This is a genomic window from Mycobacterium sp. NGS16 (assembly GCF_059813225.1).
Genome location: NZ_JCALEE010000005.1, coordinates 150,881 through 167,092 on the forward strand (window position 1 = coordinate 150,881; position 16,212 = coordinate 167,092).

Below are 16,212 nucleotides of genomic sequence, written 5' to 3' on the forward strand. Positions count from 1 at the left end.
GAGCGCAACTACGAACTTAAGGACGGTCCCATGAGCCAGATGCACAAGGTCGCGGTCATCACCGGCGCATCACGAGGTATCGGCGCCGAGCTGGTATCGGCCTACCGGAAGCTGGATTACGCCGTCGTCGCCGCTGCTCGCTCCGCCGCTGAGTTCGACGATCCCCAGGTGCTCGCCGTGCCGGTCGACGTCGCCGCCCCGGGAGCCGGCCGGCAGCTCATCGACGCCGCGCTCGACCGGTTCGGCCGGGTGGACACCCTGATCAACAACGCCGGCATCTTCATCGCCAAACCGTTCACCGACTACACCGACGAGGACTATGAGGCCGTCACCGGGGTGAACCTGCGCGGCTTCTTCGAGGTGTCGCGCAGCGCTCTGGCCGCGATGTTGTCCCGCGACGGCGGCGGCCATATCGTCAACGTCTCCACCAGCCTTGTCGATCACGCGTATTCGCAGATCCCCGCCGCGCTGGCATCCCTGACCAAAGGTGGTCTGAACGCGGTGACGAAGGAGTTGGCGATCGAGTACGCCAGCCGCGGGATCCGAGTCAACACCGTCGCGCTGGGCACGATAAGCACCCCGATGCACGACCCCTCGACACACGACATGCTGGCCGCGCTGCACCCGCTGGGCCGGATCGGGGAGATCGCCGATGTCGTCGACGCGGTGATGTACCTGGAAAACGCGCCGTTCGTCACCGGCGAGATCCTGCACGTCGACGGCGGCCAAAGCGCCGGGCACTAGAAAGGGACCGGGCCATGGAGTACTTGGTCGAGATGACGACCCACGTTCCGCCGGGGACACCCGAATCCGAGGTCGACGCAGTGCGCGCGCGCGAAGCGATCCGGGCGCGCGAGCTGGCGGCCCAGGGGCGACCCCGATGACGACACCCTTGTCCACGCTGGGGCTCGCCCTCCCGGTGATCGCCGCGCCGATGTCCGGCGGCCCCTCGACCCCGGCGATGGTGCACGCCGCATCTGACGCCGGCGGGTTCGGCTTCCTGGCCGCCGGGTACAAGACGCCCGACGCCCTCGCCGCCGAGATCGCCGCGGTGCGAGCGCGCACATCGGTCTTCGGTGTCAACGTCTTCGTCCCCAACCGGACTCACGTCGACGCCGGCGCCTACCGCGCGTATGCGTCGCTGATGCAACACGAAGCCGACCGGTTCGGGCTCACCTTGCCCGCTGAGCCGATCGAGGACGACGACTGTTTCGCCGCCAAGGTCGACCTGTTGGTGTCGGATCCGGTGCCGCTGGTGAGCTTTACGTTCGGGCTTCCCGACGGAGCCGTCGTCCAGGCACTGAAAGCGGCCGGGACGACGGTCATCCAGACCGTTACCTCCGCCGCCGAGGCGGCGCAGGCCGCCGACGTCGGCGTCGACATGCTTGCGGTGCAAAGCCGCGACGCCGGAGGGCATTCGGGCACGTTCACTCCCGATCGGCCGCCTTCACCGCAACCGTTGACCGAGCTGATCGCCCAGATCCGGGCGACCGTTGGCCTGCCGGTCATCGCGGCCGGGGGCCTGGCCACCGCCACGCAGGTTGCCGAGGCCATCCACGCCGGCGCCGCCGCGGCCATGGTGGGCACCGCACTGTTGCGGGCCGACGAAAGCGGGGCCTCAAGCACGCACCAGGCCGCGCTGACCGACCCGCGCCGCACCGAAACCGTCGTCACCCGGGCCTTCTCCGGGCGTCCCGCACGGGGGCTGCGGAACACCTTCATCGACACCTACGGAAGCCGTGCCCCGCTGGGCTACCCGGCAATCCACCATCTGACCAGTCCGCTGCGCAAGGCGGCAGCGGCGGCCGGCGAACCGGATCTGGTTCATCTGTGGGCCGGAACCGGCTACCGGCATGCCGCCGGCGGATCAACGTCGCAGATCCTGCGTGGGTTGGCCGGCGCGGTCTGACCGCGGCAGAACCGTTACACCCGGAATCGTCCCGCGAACCCCCGCAACGGCAGGTCGGCGCTGGTCAGTAGCCCCGGCGGGGCGGCCACCACGGATCGGATCGCATTCAGGGCGGGCAAGCCGGTAACGGTCATGCCGATCGAGGCGAAGTTGTCGGGGTTGGACAGGTCCACACCGGGTTTCGGCAAGATCATGTGCTTGTTGTAGACGCACGGGTCGCCGGTCACCCGAGTGATGTAGCAGCCCTTGATCTTCCAGTTCGGTTCGGTGTGCGGGGTCATCTGCCATTCCAGGTGAGTCTCGACGCGCGGCACCCCGTCGACCATGCCCTGGTATTTGATGTAGTTGCCGCCCAACGATCCTTTGGGTAGCGTGTACCAGCCCAGGTCGACGTCCTTGGTGCAGACGCCCAGCTCGTAGCTGAAGGTGACCTCGTCGAGGGTCAGGTCGAAGCAGTCCGCCATCATCAGCACGCTGTCGGCGAAGACGCGGGTGAACTTCTCCAGTTTGGCCGGGATCTCCGGATCATCGACCGGCTGGCCGTAGCCGACCTCGATCCAGGTCTCCTTGGAGTGATGACACGACACATCGACCGACTCGATGGTGGTGACGTTCTCGATCTCGGCGACGTCGGCCGCGGCCACCACGCCCAGGATCTGATTGAGGCCCGGGTTCATCCCGGTCCCGTAGAACGTCGCGCCACCCTTGGCGCAGGCCTCGGAGAGCAGCTGCGTCACCGGCTTTCCGGACCGGTGCGGGTGGTTGTGGTCGCGGTGCCAACCGGTGATCCAGTCGGCAGTGGTGACGATGTTGATGCCCGCCTCCAGAACCTGGACGTAGAGATCCTCGTCGGGGAACACCCCGTGAAAGGTCAGCACATCCGGTTTGGCGGCGATGATCTCCTCGATGCTGCCGGTCGCCTTCACCCCGTTGGGTGCGATGCCGACCAGCTCACCGGTGTCCTTACCCACCTTCTCCGGCGAATAGCAGTGCACACCAACGAGCTCCAGATCGGGACGCGCGGCGATCCGTTTGATCATCTCGGAGCCGACGTTGCCGGTGGCGACCTGGAACACGCGGATCGGGGTGGTGGATGCGGTCATGCGGAGGAGCCTTTCTGGGTCGCTGCATAGACTTCGGCGGCACTGCCCCCGATGCCGTCGGGGTAGAACTGTTTGGCCCACTGGCGGATTGCGGTGAAGCCGGAGTATTCGGCGGTGGCCAGCGCCGGCGGATCCGAATAGCGCTGATGCGACCAGATGTGGATGTCCTGTTCGAACTGCCGGATCACTTCGCGACCGAATTCGGCCGCCCTGGCCTCGGCGCGCACCGGATCGCCGGCTGGTGTGCGGCCGATGTAGACCATGAACCGGACATCGGAGGTGGAATCGTCGACGGGCGTGATCGCCGAGATGGTGCGGTTGTCGATCATCCCCCAGCTCTTGGTCACCGCGATACCCAAGCCGCCGTTGATGGCCTCCACACCGCTGTTGACGTCTTCGATGCGCTGCCCGTCGTCGCCTTCGAAGGTGATGGTGAAGTCGACGTAGGACACCGGTTCGGCGAAGTCGTGCCGGGTGAACACCGGCACGATCGGGGTGCGGTGCACGTACTTGAAGTGCGCGAAATCCACTCCGTTCTCCAGGACGTACTGCGGGTGCATTTCCAGGCTCTGCCGGTATAGCCGCTGCTGCGGGTAGTAATCGGCCGCGCTGCGGTCATCGAAGCTGGCGAATACGTCCGGCGGGTCGAAGAACGGCTCGCGTCCGTGGACGTCATGCCAGATGTAGACCGATTCGTTGCGTTCGACGACCGGGTAGGTGGTGATCCGCCGGCCGCGATTGGGCTTGTCCTGGTAGGGAATACAGACGTTGCGTCCCTGGGAGTTCCACTGCCAGCCGTGAAATGGGCACTGCAGCACTTCGCCGCAGACGGTGCCGCCGTAACCCAGGTGTGCACCCAGGTGCTCACAGTAGGCGTTCATCACGGTGAGCCGCCCGGATTCGGCGCGCCAGCCGACCATCTCCTGGCCGAAGTACTTCATGGTGTGGACGTCGCCGACACCGATCTCGTCGGACCAGGCGACCTGGAACCAGCCGGTCGGCTTCATCGACAGCGGCGGTTTAGCCATGCGTGCGTGTCCTCTCCATGGTCGCGAGCGGGCCGACTTCCGCAGCATAGTTCGCCCGACAACAGAATCATAGGGGGTACTATGGAAATGTTGCTAGGATTCCTGGGATGACACAACCAGCACCGCGGCGCAGCAACAAGCGCGGGCAAGCGACCCGCGAGGCGATGCTGGACGCGGCGGTGCGGTCGCTGGCCACCGGCGACCCGGGCGCGGTGTCGGCGAGCCGGATCGCCAAGGAGAGCGGCGCCACCTGGGGCGCGGTGCAATATCAGTTCGGCGACGTCGACGGCTTCTGGGCGGCAGTGCTGCACCGGACCGCCGAGCGGCGGGACGCGACCATATCGGCGTTCGCCGAGCTGAAAAAGGATGCCCCGCTACGGGATCGGGTTGCCGCGATCATCGACACCCTCTATCACGGGCTGGCGTCGCAGGATTCCCGGGCGATCGAGAACCTGCGGGCCGCGCTCCCCCGCGACCATCACGAGCTGGAGCGGTTGTATCCGCGTACCGCGGCGGAGCTGTTCTCCTGGGGCAGAAGCTGGCTGCAGACCTGCCATAGCGCGTTCGCCGACCTGGAGGTCGACCCGCAACGGGTGCGGGAGGTGGCCGCCCTTATCCCGGGTGCCATGCGCGGGCTGGTCTCCGAGCGTCAGCTGGGCTCCTATGCCGACCTCGAGGAGGCCCGGCGCGGTCTGACCAATGCCTTGGCGGCCTATCTCGAAGGCTCCCCAGCACACCGTCGACACGGCAGGATGTGAGGGTGTTTGGCCTCGTCGTTGTTGTCACGCTCGTCGCCACCGTGGTCACGGGCACGCTGTTGGGCAAGCGGTATCGCGTCGGGCCGCCGGTGTTGCTCATCTTGCTCGGCGGCATGCTGGGTCTGATCCCCCGCTTCGGCGAAACCCAGCTCGACGGCGAGATCGTGTTGCTGCTGTTCCTGCCGGCGATCCTGTACTGGGAGAGCATGAACACCAGCTTCCGGGAGATCCGGGCGAACCTGCGGGTGATCGTGCTCGTCAGCGTCGGGCTGGTGATCGCCACGGCGGTGGCGGTGGCGTGGACGGCGCGCTGGCTGGGAATGGAACCCCATGCGGCCTCGGTGCTGGGCGCCGTCCTGTCGCCCACCGATGCCGCGGCGGTGGCCGGCCTGGCGAAGAAGTTGCCGCGCCGGCCGCTGACCGTGCTGCGCGCCGAAAGCATCATCAACGACGGAACGGCACTGGTGCTGTTCGCGGTGACGGTCGCGGTAGCCACGGGCAGCCCCGCAATCGGACCCGTCGACCTGGTGGGCCGGTTCGTCGGTTCATACCTGGGCGGTATCGCGGCCGGACTGCTGGTGGGCGCCGCGGTCACGCTGCTGCGCCGCCGCATTGACTCGCCGCTGGAGGAAGGCGCGCTGAGCGTCTTGACGCCGTTCGCGGCGTTTCTGCTCGCCCAGACGTTTCACTGCAGCGGCGTCGTCGCGGTGCTGGTGTCGGCGCTGGTGTTGTCCTACGTCGGCCCGCGGGTGATCGGGGCCCGCTCGCGGCTGCAGGCATTCGCGTTCTGGGACATGGCAACGTTTTTGATCAATGGCTCGCTGTGGGTGTTCGTCGGGGTCCAGATTCCCGGCGCGGTGCACGGGATCGTCAATGTCGGCGACGGCCTTCGTCATGCCACGGTGCTGGCCCTCGCCGTCACCGGTGTGGTCATCGTGACCCGAATCGCGTGGTCGGAGATCACCACCGTGCTGATCCGCACCGTGGACCGGCGCGCCGTGCAGCGGAGCCGTCGCGTCGACTGGCGCCAGCGCGCGGTGTCGAGTTGGGCGGGTTTCCGCGGCGCGGTCTCCCTGGCCGCCGCACTGGCCGTTCCGTTGACAACCCATGCAGGCGCGCCCTTTCCGGATCGCAATCTGATCATCTACGTGGTGTCGTTCGTGATCCTGGTGACGGTGCTGGTGCAGGGCAGCACCTTGCCCGCGGTGGTTCGCTGGGCCCGGATGCCCGAGGATGCCGCGCACGCGCAGGAACTGCACCTGGCGCGTACCCGCGCCGCGGAAGCTGCCCTGGACGCGTTACCGCGGATCGCCGACGACCTCAACGTCAGCGCCGATCTGATGGACCGGCTGCGCAAGGAATATCAGGATGAAGCTGCGCTGGTGGCGGTGGCCGATCAGCACAACGCCGCCGCCGAACGTGACGACGTGGTGCGCCGAGTACATCTGGGCGTCCTGGAGCACAAACGTCGGGCCGTAACCGAGCTTCGGGACCGAAATGAGATCGACGACATCGTGTTACGTGAGGTCCAGGCGGAAATGGACCTCGAAGAAGTGCGGCTACTGGGACCTGCCGACACCGAATAGCGGCCCGACGCGTCGATGACGAACGCAGTGCGGTGACCGGGTCCCGGTCCAGGGCGACAGGCCGGCTGCCGACCACTACTATCCACTGCGTGAGCGTTTCCTCGGCCCGCCGACTGCGACTCGCAAGTTCAGGCATTGTGCTGGCGGCAGTCTTGCTGACCGCCCCTGTCGTGATTCCCGCCGGGACGCCAGGTGCGGTCGCCCCGGCTAACGCGGCCTGCCCCGACGTCGAAGTGGTATTCGCCCGTGGTCGTCTGGAATCGCCCGGGGCCGGCGCGGTCGGCAACGCGTTCGTCAGCGCACTGCGTTCGAGGACCTCCAAATACGTCAGTCTGTATGCGGTGAAGTACCCCGCTGACAATGAGATCGACCAGGGCGCCAACGATATGAGCGCGCACATCCAGAACACGATCAACGGATGCCCGAACACCCGCATCGTGCCGGGGGGCTACTCACTGGGCGCGGCGGTCACCGACGTGGTGCTTGCGGTCCCCTTCTCGGTGATGGGCTTCACCAATCCTTTGCCGCCCGGCGCCGACGAGCACATCGCCGCAGTGGCGCTCTTCGGCAACGGCAGTCAATGGGTCGGCCCCATCACGAACTTCAGCCCGATCTACAACGATCGGACCATCGAGCAGTGCCATGGCGCCGATCCGGTCTGCAACCCCGCCGACCCCAACACCTGGCAGGAGAACTGGCCGCAACACCTGGCCAGCGCTTATATCTCGTCGGGGATGGTCAACCAAGCAGCTGACTTCGTCGCCGGAAAGCTCTAGGCGGCCTGCAGCTGACCGCCGCTGTCAGCCCTTCGAGAGCTCGGGGGCCCCACGGCCCAGGCTGCGAAACCCCGCGCAGGGTTCCTTGGCACCGACCATGAACGGCAAAGCATTCCACCGGAATTTCATCCTGCCGGCCCACCCCATAGCGGCTGCCGGTGGTGGCAGCGCCGAGTTCGCCAGATCCAGGTAGTAGGTCGAGGTTTCGCCGAGGCCCTCGAAGTCGTGCAGCAGCGGCAGGCAGGTTCGCCGCACCGGCTCGTCGAGGCACTGTGCGACGGCATCGGTCATCAACACGTATTCGGGCACCGGCACCTGGTTTTTCAGCATCCGGTGAACCAGGATGACGTCGACGCCGGCGAGTTCGGTGTGGCGCTTGACCTTCTGCTCCGCCACCTCGCCCTGATGGGCGACGAACTTCAGCGACAGGTTCATCAATTGTTTGCAGCTCGCGCAGTTGCACATGCGGCTGTTCTCGATACGGGCCCGCCGGTCGAGGAACGCCTGGTGCATCCGCGCCAGCCGGTCGCTGACCAGCGTCTGGGCGTCGCCGTTGGGCGCCCAGAAGAAGGCGGCATCACCCTCGAGCTTCGCCAGCTTCATCCCCTTGGCGGCGTCGATGACCGATTCCAGCAGCGTGGCCACCGCCATCTGGGCGTGCACCAGGTGGGTCCGGTTCCAGTTCATGTAGGCGGTGTAGCCGCCGATGTCGGCGATGACGAGCACCGCGCGCCGGATGGCCATGAACTCAACAGTGTAGTTTCGCAGCGCCGATAAGGCCATGGTGATTCGTGGCCATGCGGTCTGGTCGACGGCCGCCGATCCGAAGCGCCCGCCGTGGACACTGGCGGTATGGAGGTTCTCGAAGTTGGGACACCGGATCCGGCGCTGGCCGCCGCCTTGGCCGCCGCGAAATATCAACCGCTGCGGTTGCCTGCCGGTGCCGAGCGAGACGCGTTCCTGGCTGAGCATGGGCCGAGCGTGACCGCTGCCGTGGTGGCCGGTCCACCGGGTGTGGATGGTCATCTCATGAAGGCGTTGCCCAATCTCGGGGCGATCGTCAACTACGGCGCCGGCTACGACTTGGTCGATGTCGAGGAGGCCCAGCGGCGGGGCATCGGGGTCAGCAACACGCCCGATGTGCTCAACGACAGCGTCGCCGATACCGCGGTGGGTTTGGTGCTTGCGACGATGCGGGGACTGTGCGCCGCGGACCGTTATGTCCGGGCCGGTCGTTGGCCGGTCGAGGGGCCGCTTGCGTTGACCCGTGATGTGAGCGGCGCCCAGGTGGGCATTCTGGGTCTGGGGCGCATCGGCGCGGCGATTGCGTCTCGGCTGCTCGGATTCGACTGCGCGATCTCGTATCACAATCGTCGGCAGGTGCCCGATTGCCCGTACCGCTACGCCGGGTCGCCGGTCGAGCTCGCCGAATCAGTCGACGTGCTGGTGGTGGCGGTCAGCGGCGGGAACGCAACCCGGGGGCTGGTCAGTCGGCAGGTGCTGGAGGCGCTGGGCGAAGCCGGTTACCTGATCAACGTCGCCCGCGGCAGCGTCGTCGATCAGGATGCGCTGGTGGAATTACTTGTCAGCGGGCGGCTTGCGGGTGCGGGGCTTGATGTGTACACCGACGAGCCGCACGTTCCCTCGGCGTTGCGTGAACAGGGCAATGTGGTGCTGTTACCGCATGTCGGTAGCGCGACAGCGCGCACCCGCGCCGCGATGGCCGCGTTGGCGCTACGAAACCTCGACGAGTACCTCACCCGTGGAACGCTGACCACACCGGTACTGCGGCCACGATGATCGAGGTGAGGGTCGCCGGTGCAACCGGGCGTCCGGGTCGTGCCGGCAACGCCCCGGTCGAGTGGTCAGCGGTAGCCGCGCTTCACCAGATGGCGGGCACCGGCTGACATGGCGGCGGGCCCGACCACCTCGAAGTCGAACGCGTTGGCCAGCCGGCCGGTGATGTTGAAGGCCAGACTGACCGCGAGGGCGTCCTCGAGCTGGGCGGGGGTGACGCCGGTCGCGAGCACGTCACGGACGTCCTCGACCGTGATGCTGTGCTCGCGGGTGAGCTTGCCGAGCAGCCCAAGCGTCGCCCGCAGCGGCTCTGAGATCGGCGCCGCGCGCGGGTCGGCGAGCGCCGCGGCAGCCGTCGACTCATCGTCATAACAGAGGTTGGCGGTGGCCGTGTGCGCGGCCACGCAGAACGGGCAGTCGTTGACCTTGGAGACATAGGCGGCCATCAGTTCCCGTTCCCCGATCGACCACGCCGACGGCCCGCGCATCGCCTCGTGCGTCAACGCACCGGCACCGTAGAAGTCGGGGCGGTAGAACGCGAGCTTGACCGCGTCGACCACCGGCTGGCCCGAGACGAGCCGGATCACCCGCAGCAAGGCCTTGGTGCGCAGCCGGTGCCCGTGATCGAGGATCGCCAACCTCATCGTTGGCCTCGCTCGCCGGTCGCCCCGGCCAGCGCCTGCAGCGCACCGGTGTATTGGCGAGTGGCCTGACCGACCGCGGCGCACACCATGATCTCAAAGATCTAGTCCTCGCTGAGGCCGGCGGCACCTGCGGCGGCGATGTCCTCGTCGGTCACCTGGTAGGAGCGGAGGGCGACCTTGTCGACCAGGGTGCGCATCGGTTCATCGAGGCCCGCGTTGTCGAAGGCGGCCTTACGCAGCTCGCGCGGTGCTGCCGCACTGCCGTCGAGAATGCGCGCCAGCAGCGCCCGATGCAGCTCCGTAATGTCCGACATAGCCTTTCGCCAGACCTCCCGTTCCAAGGGATACCCGCGCAACTTCCCATCATCAACCATCCCGCGCGGTTCAACGGCTTTTTGACTCAGATGCTCTCTTCGGGCTGGTGTCGTGCTGTTGGCTCTCCTGCTGGTACTGCCGCAACTCGGCGCGCACCGCCGCGTCGAAGGCGCGATCCAGACTCGCATGTGCCGCCCGCCTTGCCACTCGGCGCATCGCGTTCACCAGATCGGCGGCCCAGGCAAGCTCGGTCTCGTTGCCGGGTAGCCATCCGGTCCCCCGCTGGCGCACCACCTCCGTGTATCCGCTGCGGGCCATCACGCTGGCCGCCTCATCCAGCTTGGCGTCGACGGCGCCGACTGCGTCCAACAGCGCTGCCAGCGGCATACCGCGCGAGACCAAGGTGGCGAAGTCGTCCACGAGGCGCAGATCAGTGACCAGGTAGCTGTCTTTGGCCTCGGTCGGCGCGATCACGCCGCCATCGGTCAATCGGCGTAGCATCGCTGCGTCCAACCCGCCCAGCCGTGACTCCAGGTCTTCGCGCGTCATGGTCTGCGACACCGGGTTCGACCATGGCGTGGTCACCAGCTCGGCCAGATCCGCCAGATCCAGCACCTCGACCAGGTCCGCACCGCGTTGTAGCCCGGTCAGGAACTTCAGGATGTGCTTGACCGTGAATCCCTCGCTGAGCAGCCGGATGATCGCTTGCAGCTGGCTGAGGTGCCGGTCGGTGTAGATCGCGACCCGGCCCCGGCGCTGCGGCCGGGGCAGCAGGCCGTTCTCCTGGTAGACCCGCACGTTGCGGGTGGTCGTGCCCGCCTCTCGTGCCAGGTCGTCGATCCGGTACTCAGCCACCTGCGCATCCTAGGCGGTCAGCACCGGGGTGCGGCTCGTCGTTGCCGCGGTGATCTTGAAGTCGCGCAGGTCCAACGACTTGAGCTGGTTGACGTATTGGGTGGCGAATCCCGGGAACATGGTGGCGTTGAAGCCGTCCTCGGTCAGATACCAGCTCCGGCAGCCGGAGTTCCAGGTCGTGGCCTTCAGGCGCCGCTGGATGTCCTTGTTGTAGCGGTCTTGCACTTCGCGCCGCACGTCCAGCGACTTCCAGTCGAACTGCAACAGTTTGGCGATCGCCGTGACGATGTAGTCGATCTGAGCCTCCATGTAGACCAGCGCCGAGCTGTGGCCGGGGCCCGAGTTCGGACCGAAGGTGAAGAACAGATTCGGATAGCCCGAGACCGCGACGCTGCGGTAGGCGTAGGCGCCCTTGCTCCACTCCGCTGCCAGGTCCCGACCGTCGATACCGGTGATCGGGATGGGAGTACCGGCTTTGGAGACTTCGAATCCGGTGGCGAACACGATGGCGTCGAACTGGTGCTCGATACCCTCGACGGTGCGAATACCCTTGGGCGACAGCCGGGCGATGGGCCAGGTCACCAGCTTGCAGTTGTCCTGCTGCAGTGCCGGGTAGTAGTCACTGGTCATCAGGAGCCGTTTACAGCCGGCGGAGAAGTCGGGCGTGAGTTGTCGCCGCAACCACGGATCCTTCACCTGCGCACGCAGGTTCGCCGAACTGAGGGCCTCCACCAGCCGGGTGAAGGGGCTGTCCCACACCACCCCGACCGCGACCGACTCGTGGCCCCAGAACCAGGCGGACCGCATCAGCTTCTCGGCCAGCGGCACCTCCTTGTAGATCTTCTTCAGCCAGCCGCTCGTCGCGGTGTTGATCCGCGGCAGCACCCACCCCGGGGTGCGTTGGAACACCTTGACCGACTCCGCCACCTTGACCAGTTCCGGGATGATCTGCACGCCGCTGGCGCCGGTGCCGATGACGGCCACCTTCTTACCGGCGAAATCGTAGTCGTGATCCCAACGGGCACTGTGGATCTTGTGGCCCTCGTAGGTCTCGATGCCGGGGATATCCGGGAAGCTGGCGTTGGACAACGGCCCGGACGCCACGATGACAGTTTTGGCGCGTGCCGGTTCCCGGTCGGCGATGCCGATGGTCCACTCGCCTGCTTCGGCGTCGTATTCGATATCGGTCACGTTGTGCCCGAACCGGATGTGCGGGGCGATACCGGCAGATTCGACCATGCTGTCGATGTAGGCCAGGATTTCGGCGCTGCCCGAGTAGGTGTGCGACCAGTCGGGGTTGAGCGCGAAGCTGTAGGAGTACAGGCGCGACGGGATGTCGCAGGCGGCGCCGGGATAGGTGTTGTCGCGCCAGGTGCCGCCGACCCGCGAATCCCGTTCGTAAATCGTGAAGTCGGTGATGCCTTGGTCTTTGAGGCGGATGGCGGCCCCGATGCCGGCGAATCCGGCGCCGATGATCGCTACGGAGATCGTCATGTCCTGCTCCTTTACGCGACCGGCTCGTAGGTCAGTTCCTGCGACCAGGTCGGGGTGTGCTGCACCATCGCCGGCGGGATCAGGCCGGTGACCTTAACCAGCGAATCCGCCAGCCAGTGGTACTTCGAGCTGCGGTCGATCACCTTCTTGCCGTGCCAGGAGATGAACTGATACATCGGCACCCTGCGGGCGAAAGCGCTTCGTTCACCGACATTTTGGAAACGGCGCATCGCCTGGTAGAGGCGTTCCTCATTGACGCCCATCGCCACAATGTTGTCGCGCATCTTGTTCAGCAGCGGGAAGTAGCTCAACGTACCGACCAGCAGTGCCGGGTTCATCCAGCTGCCGACCAACTCGACCAGCAACTTGCGCATACTGGCGTGGCCCAGAATGTCCATCACCTCGAAGTCGACCGCCAGGTGGCGCGACTCGTCGGAGTTGATCCGCTTGAACACTTCCTGGGCTACTGGGTCTTTGACCTCGTCGGTGATGAACTTGATCAGTGCGCCGTCCAGAGCCACTTCCAGCATGGGGATCACAGTGCCCAGAATCGACAGCGACATGCCATCGGAGAACTTGTCGAGCCAGGTGATCACCAGCTGTACGTTGACGCTCGGCGGCGGAACTTCGTCGTTGTCCAACATGCCCCACCGCCGCATCAGCGCGAGTTCGGCGTTCGCGTGCTTCTGCTCCTCGGCATGGAAGTGCTCGTAGATGCTCTTCAACGTCGGGTTGGGGGCCTTCTTGGCCAGCGCGGCGAATCCGCGGGCGCCGACGTTCTCGATCCACATCAGGTCGGTCATGAACGGCTTGAGCTTGGCCCACAGCTCCGGCTCGATCAACTCGGCTCCCGGAGCGTCCCAGTCGATATCGACCAGGGCCCACTGCTTGTCCTTGATCTTCTGCAGCATGTCGTCGAGGTCCATCGCCATGATCTGTATTCCTTTCGTGAGACGGGTCAGTTCTTGGGAAGGACGCGGCCGAGCAGCCCGGCGCCGCGGACATACAGGCCGGGGAAATGCCGCTTCAGGTGCCAGATGACGGTGGCGTCGAGTTGGGGCACCACGTACAGCCGGCCACTGTCGTGGGCGTCCAACGTGCGCGCCGCGACATTGTCCGCAGAGAGCCCGGTCCAGCGAGCCAGCTGCTGGCTGAGGGTCATCGAGCTGGGTGTGATCCGCCCATCGGTGAAGACGTTGGTCTTCACGAACGTCGGACAGAGCACGGTGACGGCGATGCCGGTGCCGTCCAGCTCGGCAGCGAGGGTCTCCGACAGCGACATCACGCCGGCTTTCGACACGTTGTATGCCGCCATCGACGGGGCGGCAGCGAATCCGGCCGCCGATGCCACGTTGATGATTCCCCCGCGGCCGGCGTCACGCAGGATCGGGGTGAAGACCTCGCAGCCATAGACCACCCCCCACAGGTTGATCCCGAGCGCCCAGTCCCAGTCCTCGAAACCGATGTCGCCCACTGGCTTTCCACCGATGCCGACGCCCGCGTTGTTGATCACCAGGGTCGGGGCCCCACCGTAGATGTCGTGGGCGTGCTTGGCCAGCAGCTCGATCGCGCTGCGGTCCGACACATCGCACTGCACGGCATGCCCGGTGCCGGTGGGCAGCTGATCGATCAGCGCCACGGTTTCGACCGCGCGAGCTTCGTCGATGTCTGCGCAGATGACGTCGCCGCCACGGCGGGCCAACTCCAGGGCGAAGGAACGTCCGATGCCGCTACCGGCGCCGGTGACCACCGCTTTGGCATTGGCTGTGCGCCGCTCGGTGCGGAAGATATTGCGCACCAAGTCGATTCCCAGCATCAGCAGGCTCCTTCGAGTGCGTCAGAAATGTTGTCGCCATAGACGTCGGCAATGAAGGCAGCGGTACGGCGCAGCGCGGACTCGGCCTCGGCCGCCAGCCGCGGCAGGGCTTGGAAGACGTGCACCATCCCCGGCCACACCTCCAGGGTGCTGGTTCCGCCGGCCCGGCGGATCTCGGCGTCCAGGTGGTGCGCGTCGGCACGCAGCATCTCGAACCCACCGACTTGAATGAGCACCGGCGGCAGCGCATCCGCCCCGGCGAAGTCGAGCCGCAGCCGCGTGTTGTCGTGACCTTGCCCTCGCGTGTAGAGCCCCACCATGCGGCGTGCCGCGCGGGCCGACATCGCCGGGTCACGGCGCACGGCTTCTTGCTGTTGGGCCAGCCCCAAGGTGAGGTCGATCAGCGGCGAAAACAGCACCACCCCGGCCGGCTGAAAACCCGGTTCGCCGGCATGTGCCAACAACAGGTCACAGGTCAGATGCCCGCCGGCGGAGTCCGCGCCGATCACCAGGTCCGAGGCCGCATACCCCTGGGCCAACAACCAGCGGTAGCCGGCTTCGACATCGTCAGCCGCAGCCGGGAACCGGTGCTCGGGCGCCAGCCGGTAGTCCACGACGAACATCGGCAAGCCGGTGGCGGCAGACAGATTGGCGACGAGCTTGCGATGGGTGCGCGCCGAGCAGATGACGTAGGCGCTGCCGTGCACGTAGTAGCCGGCCCGGTTGCCGAACTCGACGCCGGGCCCGAGCACCCATTCGCCACGCACCCCAGGGGCATGCACCGGAATGATCCTGGTCCCGCCGGGCATCGACCCGAACGCCCCCATGATGGTGGCGATCAGACCGCGTCCGAACCAGACGCCGGGTCGGTTCATCGGAATGACGCTGGTCAGACAACCGAGTGTCCAGCGTGTGACAGCGGCCGAAAAGACCGCTCGCAGTGTTGCTCGGGTGGGTACGGCGGGCAGCGCGGAGCTGTCGGGATCCGTCACGCCCATGACAACACCATCGATTGCGCCATTTGTCAATGGCACGGTCTGTGATGTAGCTATCTCGGGGTCCGCACCGACGGGAACGCCCGTCGCTGATGACTGGTGGCCGACCGGCTCAGCCCACCGCGTGACCAGTCGCCGGTTGATCGGCGATTCTTCCGATTTTTGTAGAAAAAATTGACGCTACCGGTAATAATTTTGCATGTTGGCAGCCGGGGGCAGCGCGGATCGGCATCTACCCGATGCCGGCCAACGGAACGAGTTCAGCAGAGCAGCTCGGCGACACCATCTGACCTTACGAACAAGGGGACGTAATGAAGCAAGTGCTCCTCGGCGCCGCACTCTGTGGCGCCGCGCTGGCCTTCGCCGGCGCAGCTAACGCCAACGCCGACGCCGCCGCCGACACCACCGCCGCCGCCAGCTACGACTTCCTCTACGGCTCAACCGACGCACTGGTTCTGGGCCCGACCGGAATCCCGACCCCGAGCGCCAACTACATTAGCCACGGGATCGACCTGTACCTTGATCCACTGGGGTACCAGGGCACCGTTGCGTCGTCGGAAGCGCTGACTCTGCCCAACTCCTATGACTTCCTGGAGAGCGTCCCGCAGGGCGAGAAAGTCCTCATCGACGCGGTTCTCGCTGCCTACAACGCCGGCGAGATGGACTGCGACTCCTCCGGGGCATGCAGTGATCCGCTGACGATTTTCACCTACTCCCAAAGCAGCCTGATAGCCGCTTACGCCCAAGACGACCTCGTGAAAGCCGGCGTCCCCGAGGACGCGTTACGTTTCGTGATGCTCGGCGCCACCCCCTCTGCCGTCCCCACCGACATGTACCCCACCGAGGTTTTCAACATCGCAGGCGACATCTACACAACGCACTCGTTAACCCAGAGCTGGATAGACCTGCTGTTCGGGAACACGAGCTGGGAGGACGTGCTGTACGGGTTGGCAGTCCATAATGCCTACCTCGGATTGACGGCAGACCAGATCGACTCTGCCACATCGGTTACCGATGGACTGACCACGTTCAACGAGATTCCAGAACTCAGCTTCCCCGAACTGTTCCAAGCGCTGTTCAGTTCGTTCTTTGCCGTGTGACGGGCTGGGCTTGGGCCGAGCGGCCGCGCCGTGGGA

The 16,212-nt window shown here is 66.1% G+C and carries 18 protein-coding genes; 8 read left to right on the forward strand and 10 right to left on the reverse strand.

Annotation, left to right across the window (positions count from 1 at the left end; genetic code table 11):
- Window positions 1-30 precede the first annotated feature (30 nt).
- From AC5Y4Q_RS14285 to AC5Y4Q_RS14295, 3 genes are read left to right on the forward strand one after another with little or no spacing between them, the layout of a single operon-like run.
- The gene (locus AC5Y4Q_RS14285) at window positions 31-744 is read left to right on the forward strand and encodes an SDR family NAD(P)-dependent oxidoreductase (protein ID WP_065019207.1); all 714 of its coding nucleotides are present in this window, start codon (window positions 31-33) and stop codon (window positions 742-744) included.
- Window positions 745-758: 14 nt separating this feature from the next.
- Window positions 759-884 (forward strand): muconolactone Delta-isomerase family protein, encoded by a 126-nt coding sequence (locus tag AC5Y4Q_RS14290; protein WP_082952631.1) that lies wholly within the window; start codon window positions 759-761, stop codon window positions 882-884.
- A complete protein-coding gene (locus AC5Y4Q_RS14295) occupies window positions 881-1,909 on the forward strand; it encodes an NAD(P)H-dependent flavin oxidoreductase (protein WP_065019208.1) in 1,029 nt (342 codons plus the stop codon). The genes AC5Y4Q_RS14290 and AC5Y4Q_RS14295 overlap by 4 nt, the downstream gene beginning before the upstream one ends.
- A 14-nt stretch (window positions 1,910-1,923) precedes the next feature.
- Here the strand turns inward: AC5Y4Q_RS14295 and AC5Y4Q_RS14300 are convergent, their stop codons facing one another.
- Window positions 1,924-3,012 carry an NAD(P)H-dependent amine dehydrogenase family protein gene (locus tag AC5Y4Q_RS14300; protein ID WP_065019209.1) on the reverse strand — a complete coding sequence of 363 codons (1,089 nt, stop codon included), beginning with the start codon at window positions 3,010-3,012 and terminating at the stop codon, window positions 1,924-1,926.
- Window positions 3,009-4,040, reverse strand: a complete 1,032-nt coding sequence (locus AC5Y4Q_RS14305; RefSeq protein ID WP_065019210.1) for an aromatic ring-hydroxylating dioxygenase subunit alpha — start codon at window positions 4,038-4,040, stop codon at window positions 3,009-3,011. Before AC5Y4Q_RS14305 ends, AC5Y4Q_RS14300 begins: the two co-directional genes overlap by 4 nt.
- Window positions 4,041-4,147: 107 nt before the next feature.
- On the opposite strand from AC5Y4Q_RS14305, the gene AC5Y4Q_RS14310 reads away from it, so the two are divergent.
- The 3 genes from AC5Y4Q_RS14310 to AC5Y4Q_RS14320 all read left to right on the forward strand — a co-directional run bounded on the left by AC5Y4Q_RS14310 (window position 4,148) and on the right by AC5Y4Q_RS14320 (window position 7,160).
- The gene (locus AC5Y4Q_RS14310) at window positions 4,148-4,798 is read left to right on the forward strand and encodes a TetR/AcrR family transcriptional regulator (RefSeq protein WP_064921981.1); all 651 of its coding nucleotides are present in this window, start codon (window positions 4,148-4,150) and stop codon (window positions 4,796-4,798) included.
- Between the two features lie 2 nt (window positions 4,799-4,800).
- Window positions 4,801-6,384, forward strand: coding sequence for a Na+/H+ antiporter (locus AC5Y4Q_RS14315; RefSeq protein ID WP_065019211.1), 1,584 nt, complete (start codon window positions 4,801-4,803; stop codon window positions 6,382-6,384).
- Between the two features lie 89 nt (window positions 6,385-6,473).
- On the forward strand, window positions 6,474-7,160 hold the full coding sequence (locus AC5Y4Q_RS14320) for a cutinase family protein (RefSeq protein WP_065019212.1): 687 nt from the start codon (window positions 6,474-6,476) through the stop codon (window positions 7,158-7,160).
- 24 nt (window positions 7,161-7,184) lie between these two features.
- On the opposite strand, the gene AC5Y4Q_RS14325 is transcribed toward AC5Y4Q_RS14320, so the two are convergent.
- Window positions 7,185-7,904 carry a DUF2652 domain-containing protein gene (locus tag AC5Y4Q_RS14325; RefSeq protein WP_064922057.1) on the reverse strand — a complete coding sequence of 240 codons (720 nt, stop codon included), beginning with the start codon at window positions 7,902-7,904 and terminating at the stop codon, window positions 7,185-7,187.
- Window positions 7,905-8,012: 108 nt separating this feature from the next.
- On the opposite strand from AC5Y4Q_RS14325, the gene AC5Y4Q_RS14330 reads away from it, so the two are divergent.
- Window positions 8,013-8,960, forward strand: coding sequence for a 2-hydroxyacid dehydrogenase (locus AC5Y4Q_RS14330; RefSeq protein WP_064921984.1), 948 nt, complete (start codon window positions 8,013-8,015; stop codon window positions 8,958-8,960).
- Window positions 8,961-9,025: 65 nt separating this feature from the next.
- Here the strand turns inward: AC5Y4Q_RS14330 and AC5Y4Q_RS14335 are convergent, their stop codons facing one another.
- From AC5Y4Q_RS14335 to AC5Y4Q_RS14365, 7 genes are all read right to left on the reverse strand, one after another.
- Window positions 9,026-9,601 (reverse strand): carboxymuconolactone decarboxylase family protein, encoded by a 576-nt coding sequence (locus AC5Y4Q_RS14335; protein WP_065019213.1) that lies wholly within the window; start codon window positions 9,599-9,601, stop codon window positions 9,026-9,028.
- A 101-nt stretch (window positions 9,602-9,702) separates the two neighbouring features.
- A complete protein-coding gene (locus AC5Y4Q_RS14340; RefSeq protein ID WP_234786445.1) occupies window positions 9,703-9,915 on the reverse strand; it encodes a hypothetical protein in 213 nt (70 codons plus the stop codon).
- A 70-nt stretch (window positions 9,916-9,985) separates the two neighbouring features.
- Window positions 9,986-10,771, reverse strand: coding sequence for a MerR family transcriptional regulator (locus tag AC5Y4Q_RS14345; RefSeq protein ID WP_065019214.1), 786 nt, complete (start codon window positions 10,769-10,771; stop codon window positions 9,986-9,988).
- A 9-nt stretch (window positions 10,772-10,780) separates the two neighbouring features.
- Window positions 10,781-12,265 carry a flavin-containing monooxygenase gene (locus AC5Y4Q_RS14350; protein WP_065019215.1) on the reverse strand — a complete coding sequence of 495 codons (1,485 nt, stop codon included), beginning with the start codon at window positions 12,263-12,265 and terminating at the stop codon, window positions 10,781-10,783.
- An 11-nt stretch (window positions 12,266-12,276) separates the two neighbouring features.
- A complete protein-coding gene (locus tag AC5Y4Q_RS14355) occupies window positions 12,277-13,197 on the reverse strand; it encodes a hypothetical protein (RefSeq protein WP_064921989.1) in 921 nt (306 codons plus the stop codon).
- Between the two features lie 26 nt (window positions 13,198-13,223).
- Window positions 13,224-14,081 carry an SDR family NAD(P)-dependent oxidoreductase gene (locus AC5Y4Q_RS14360; protein WP_109976100.1) on the reverse strand — a complete coding sequence of 286 codons (858 nt, stop codon included), beginning with the start codon at window positions 14,079-14,081 and terminating at the stop codon, window positions 13,224-13,226.
- Window positions 14,081-15,079, reverse strand: a complete 999-nt coding sequence (locus tag AC5Y4Q_RS14365) for an alpha/beta hydrolase (protein ID WP_064921991.1) — start codon at window positions 15,077-15,079, stop codon at window positions 14,081-14,083. The genes AC5Y4Q_RS14360 and AC5Y4Q_RS14365 overlap by 1 nt, the downstream gene beginning before the upstream one ends.
- 308 nt (window positions 15,080-15,387) lie before the next feature.
- Here AC5Y4Q_RS14365 and AC5Y4Q_RS14370 point away from each other — a divergent pair, with 308 nt between their 5' ends.
- A complete protein-coding gene (locus tag AC5Y4Q_RS14370; RefSeq protein WP_064921992.1) occupies window positions 15,388-16,176 on the forward strand; it encodes a PE-PPE domain-containing protein in 789 nt (262 codons plus the stop codon).
- Window positions 16,177-16,212 lie beyond the last annotated feature (36 nt).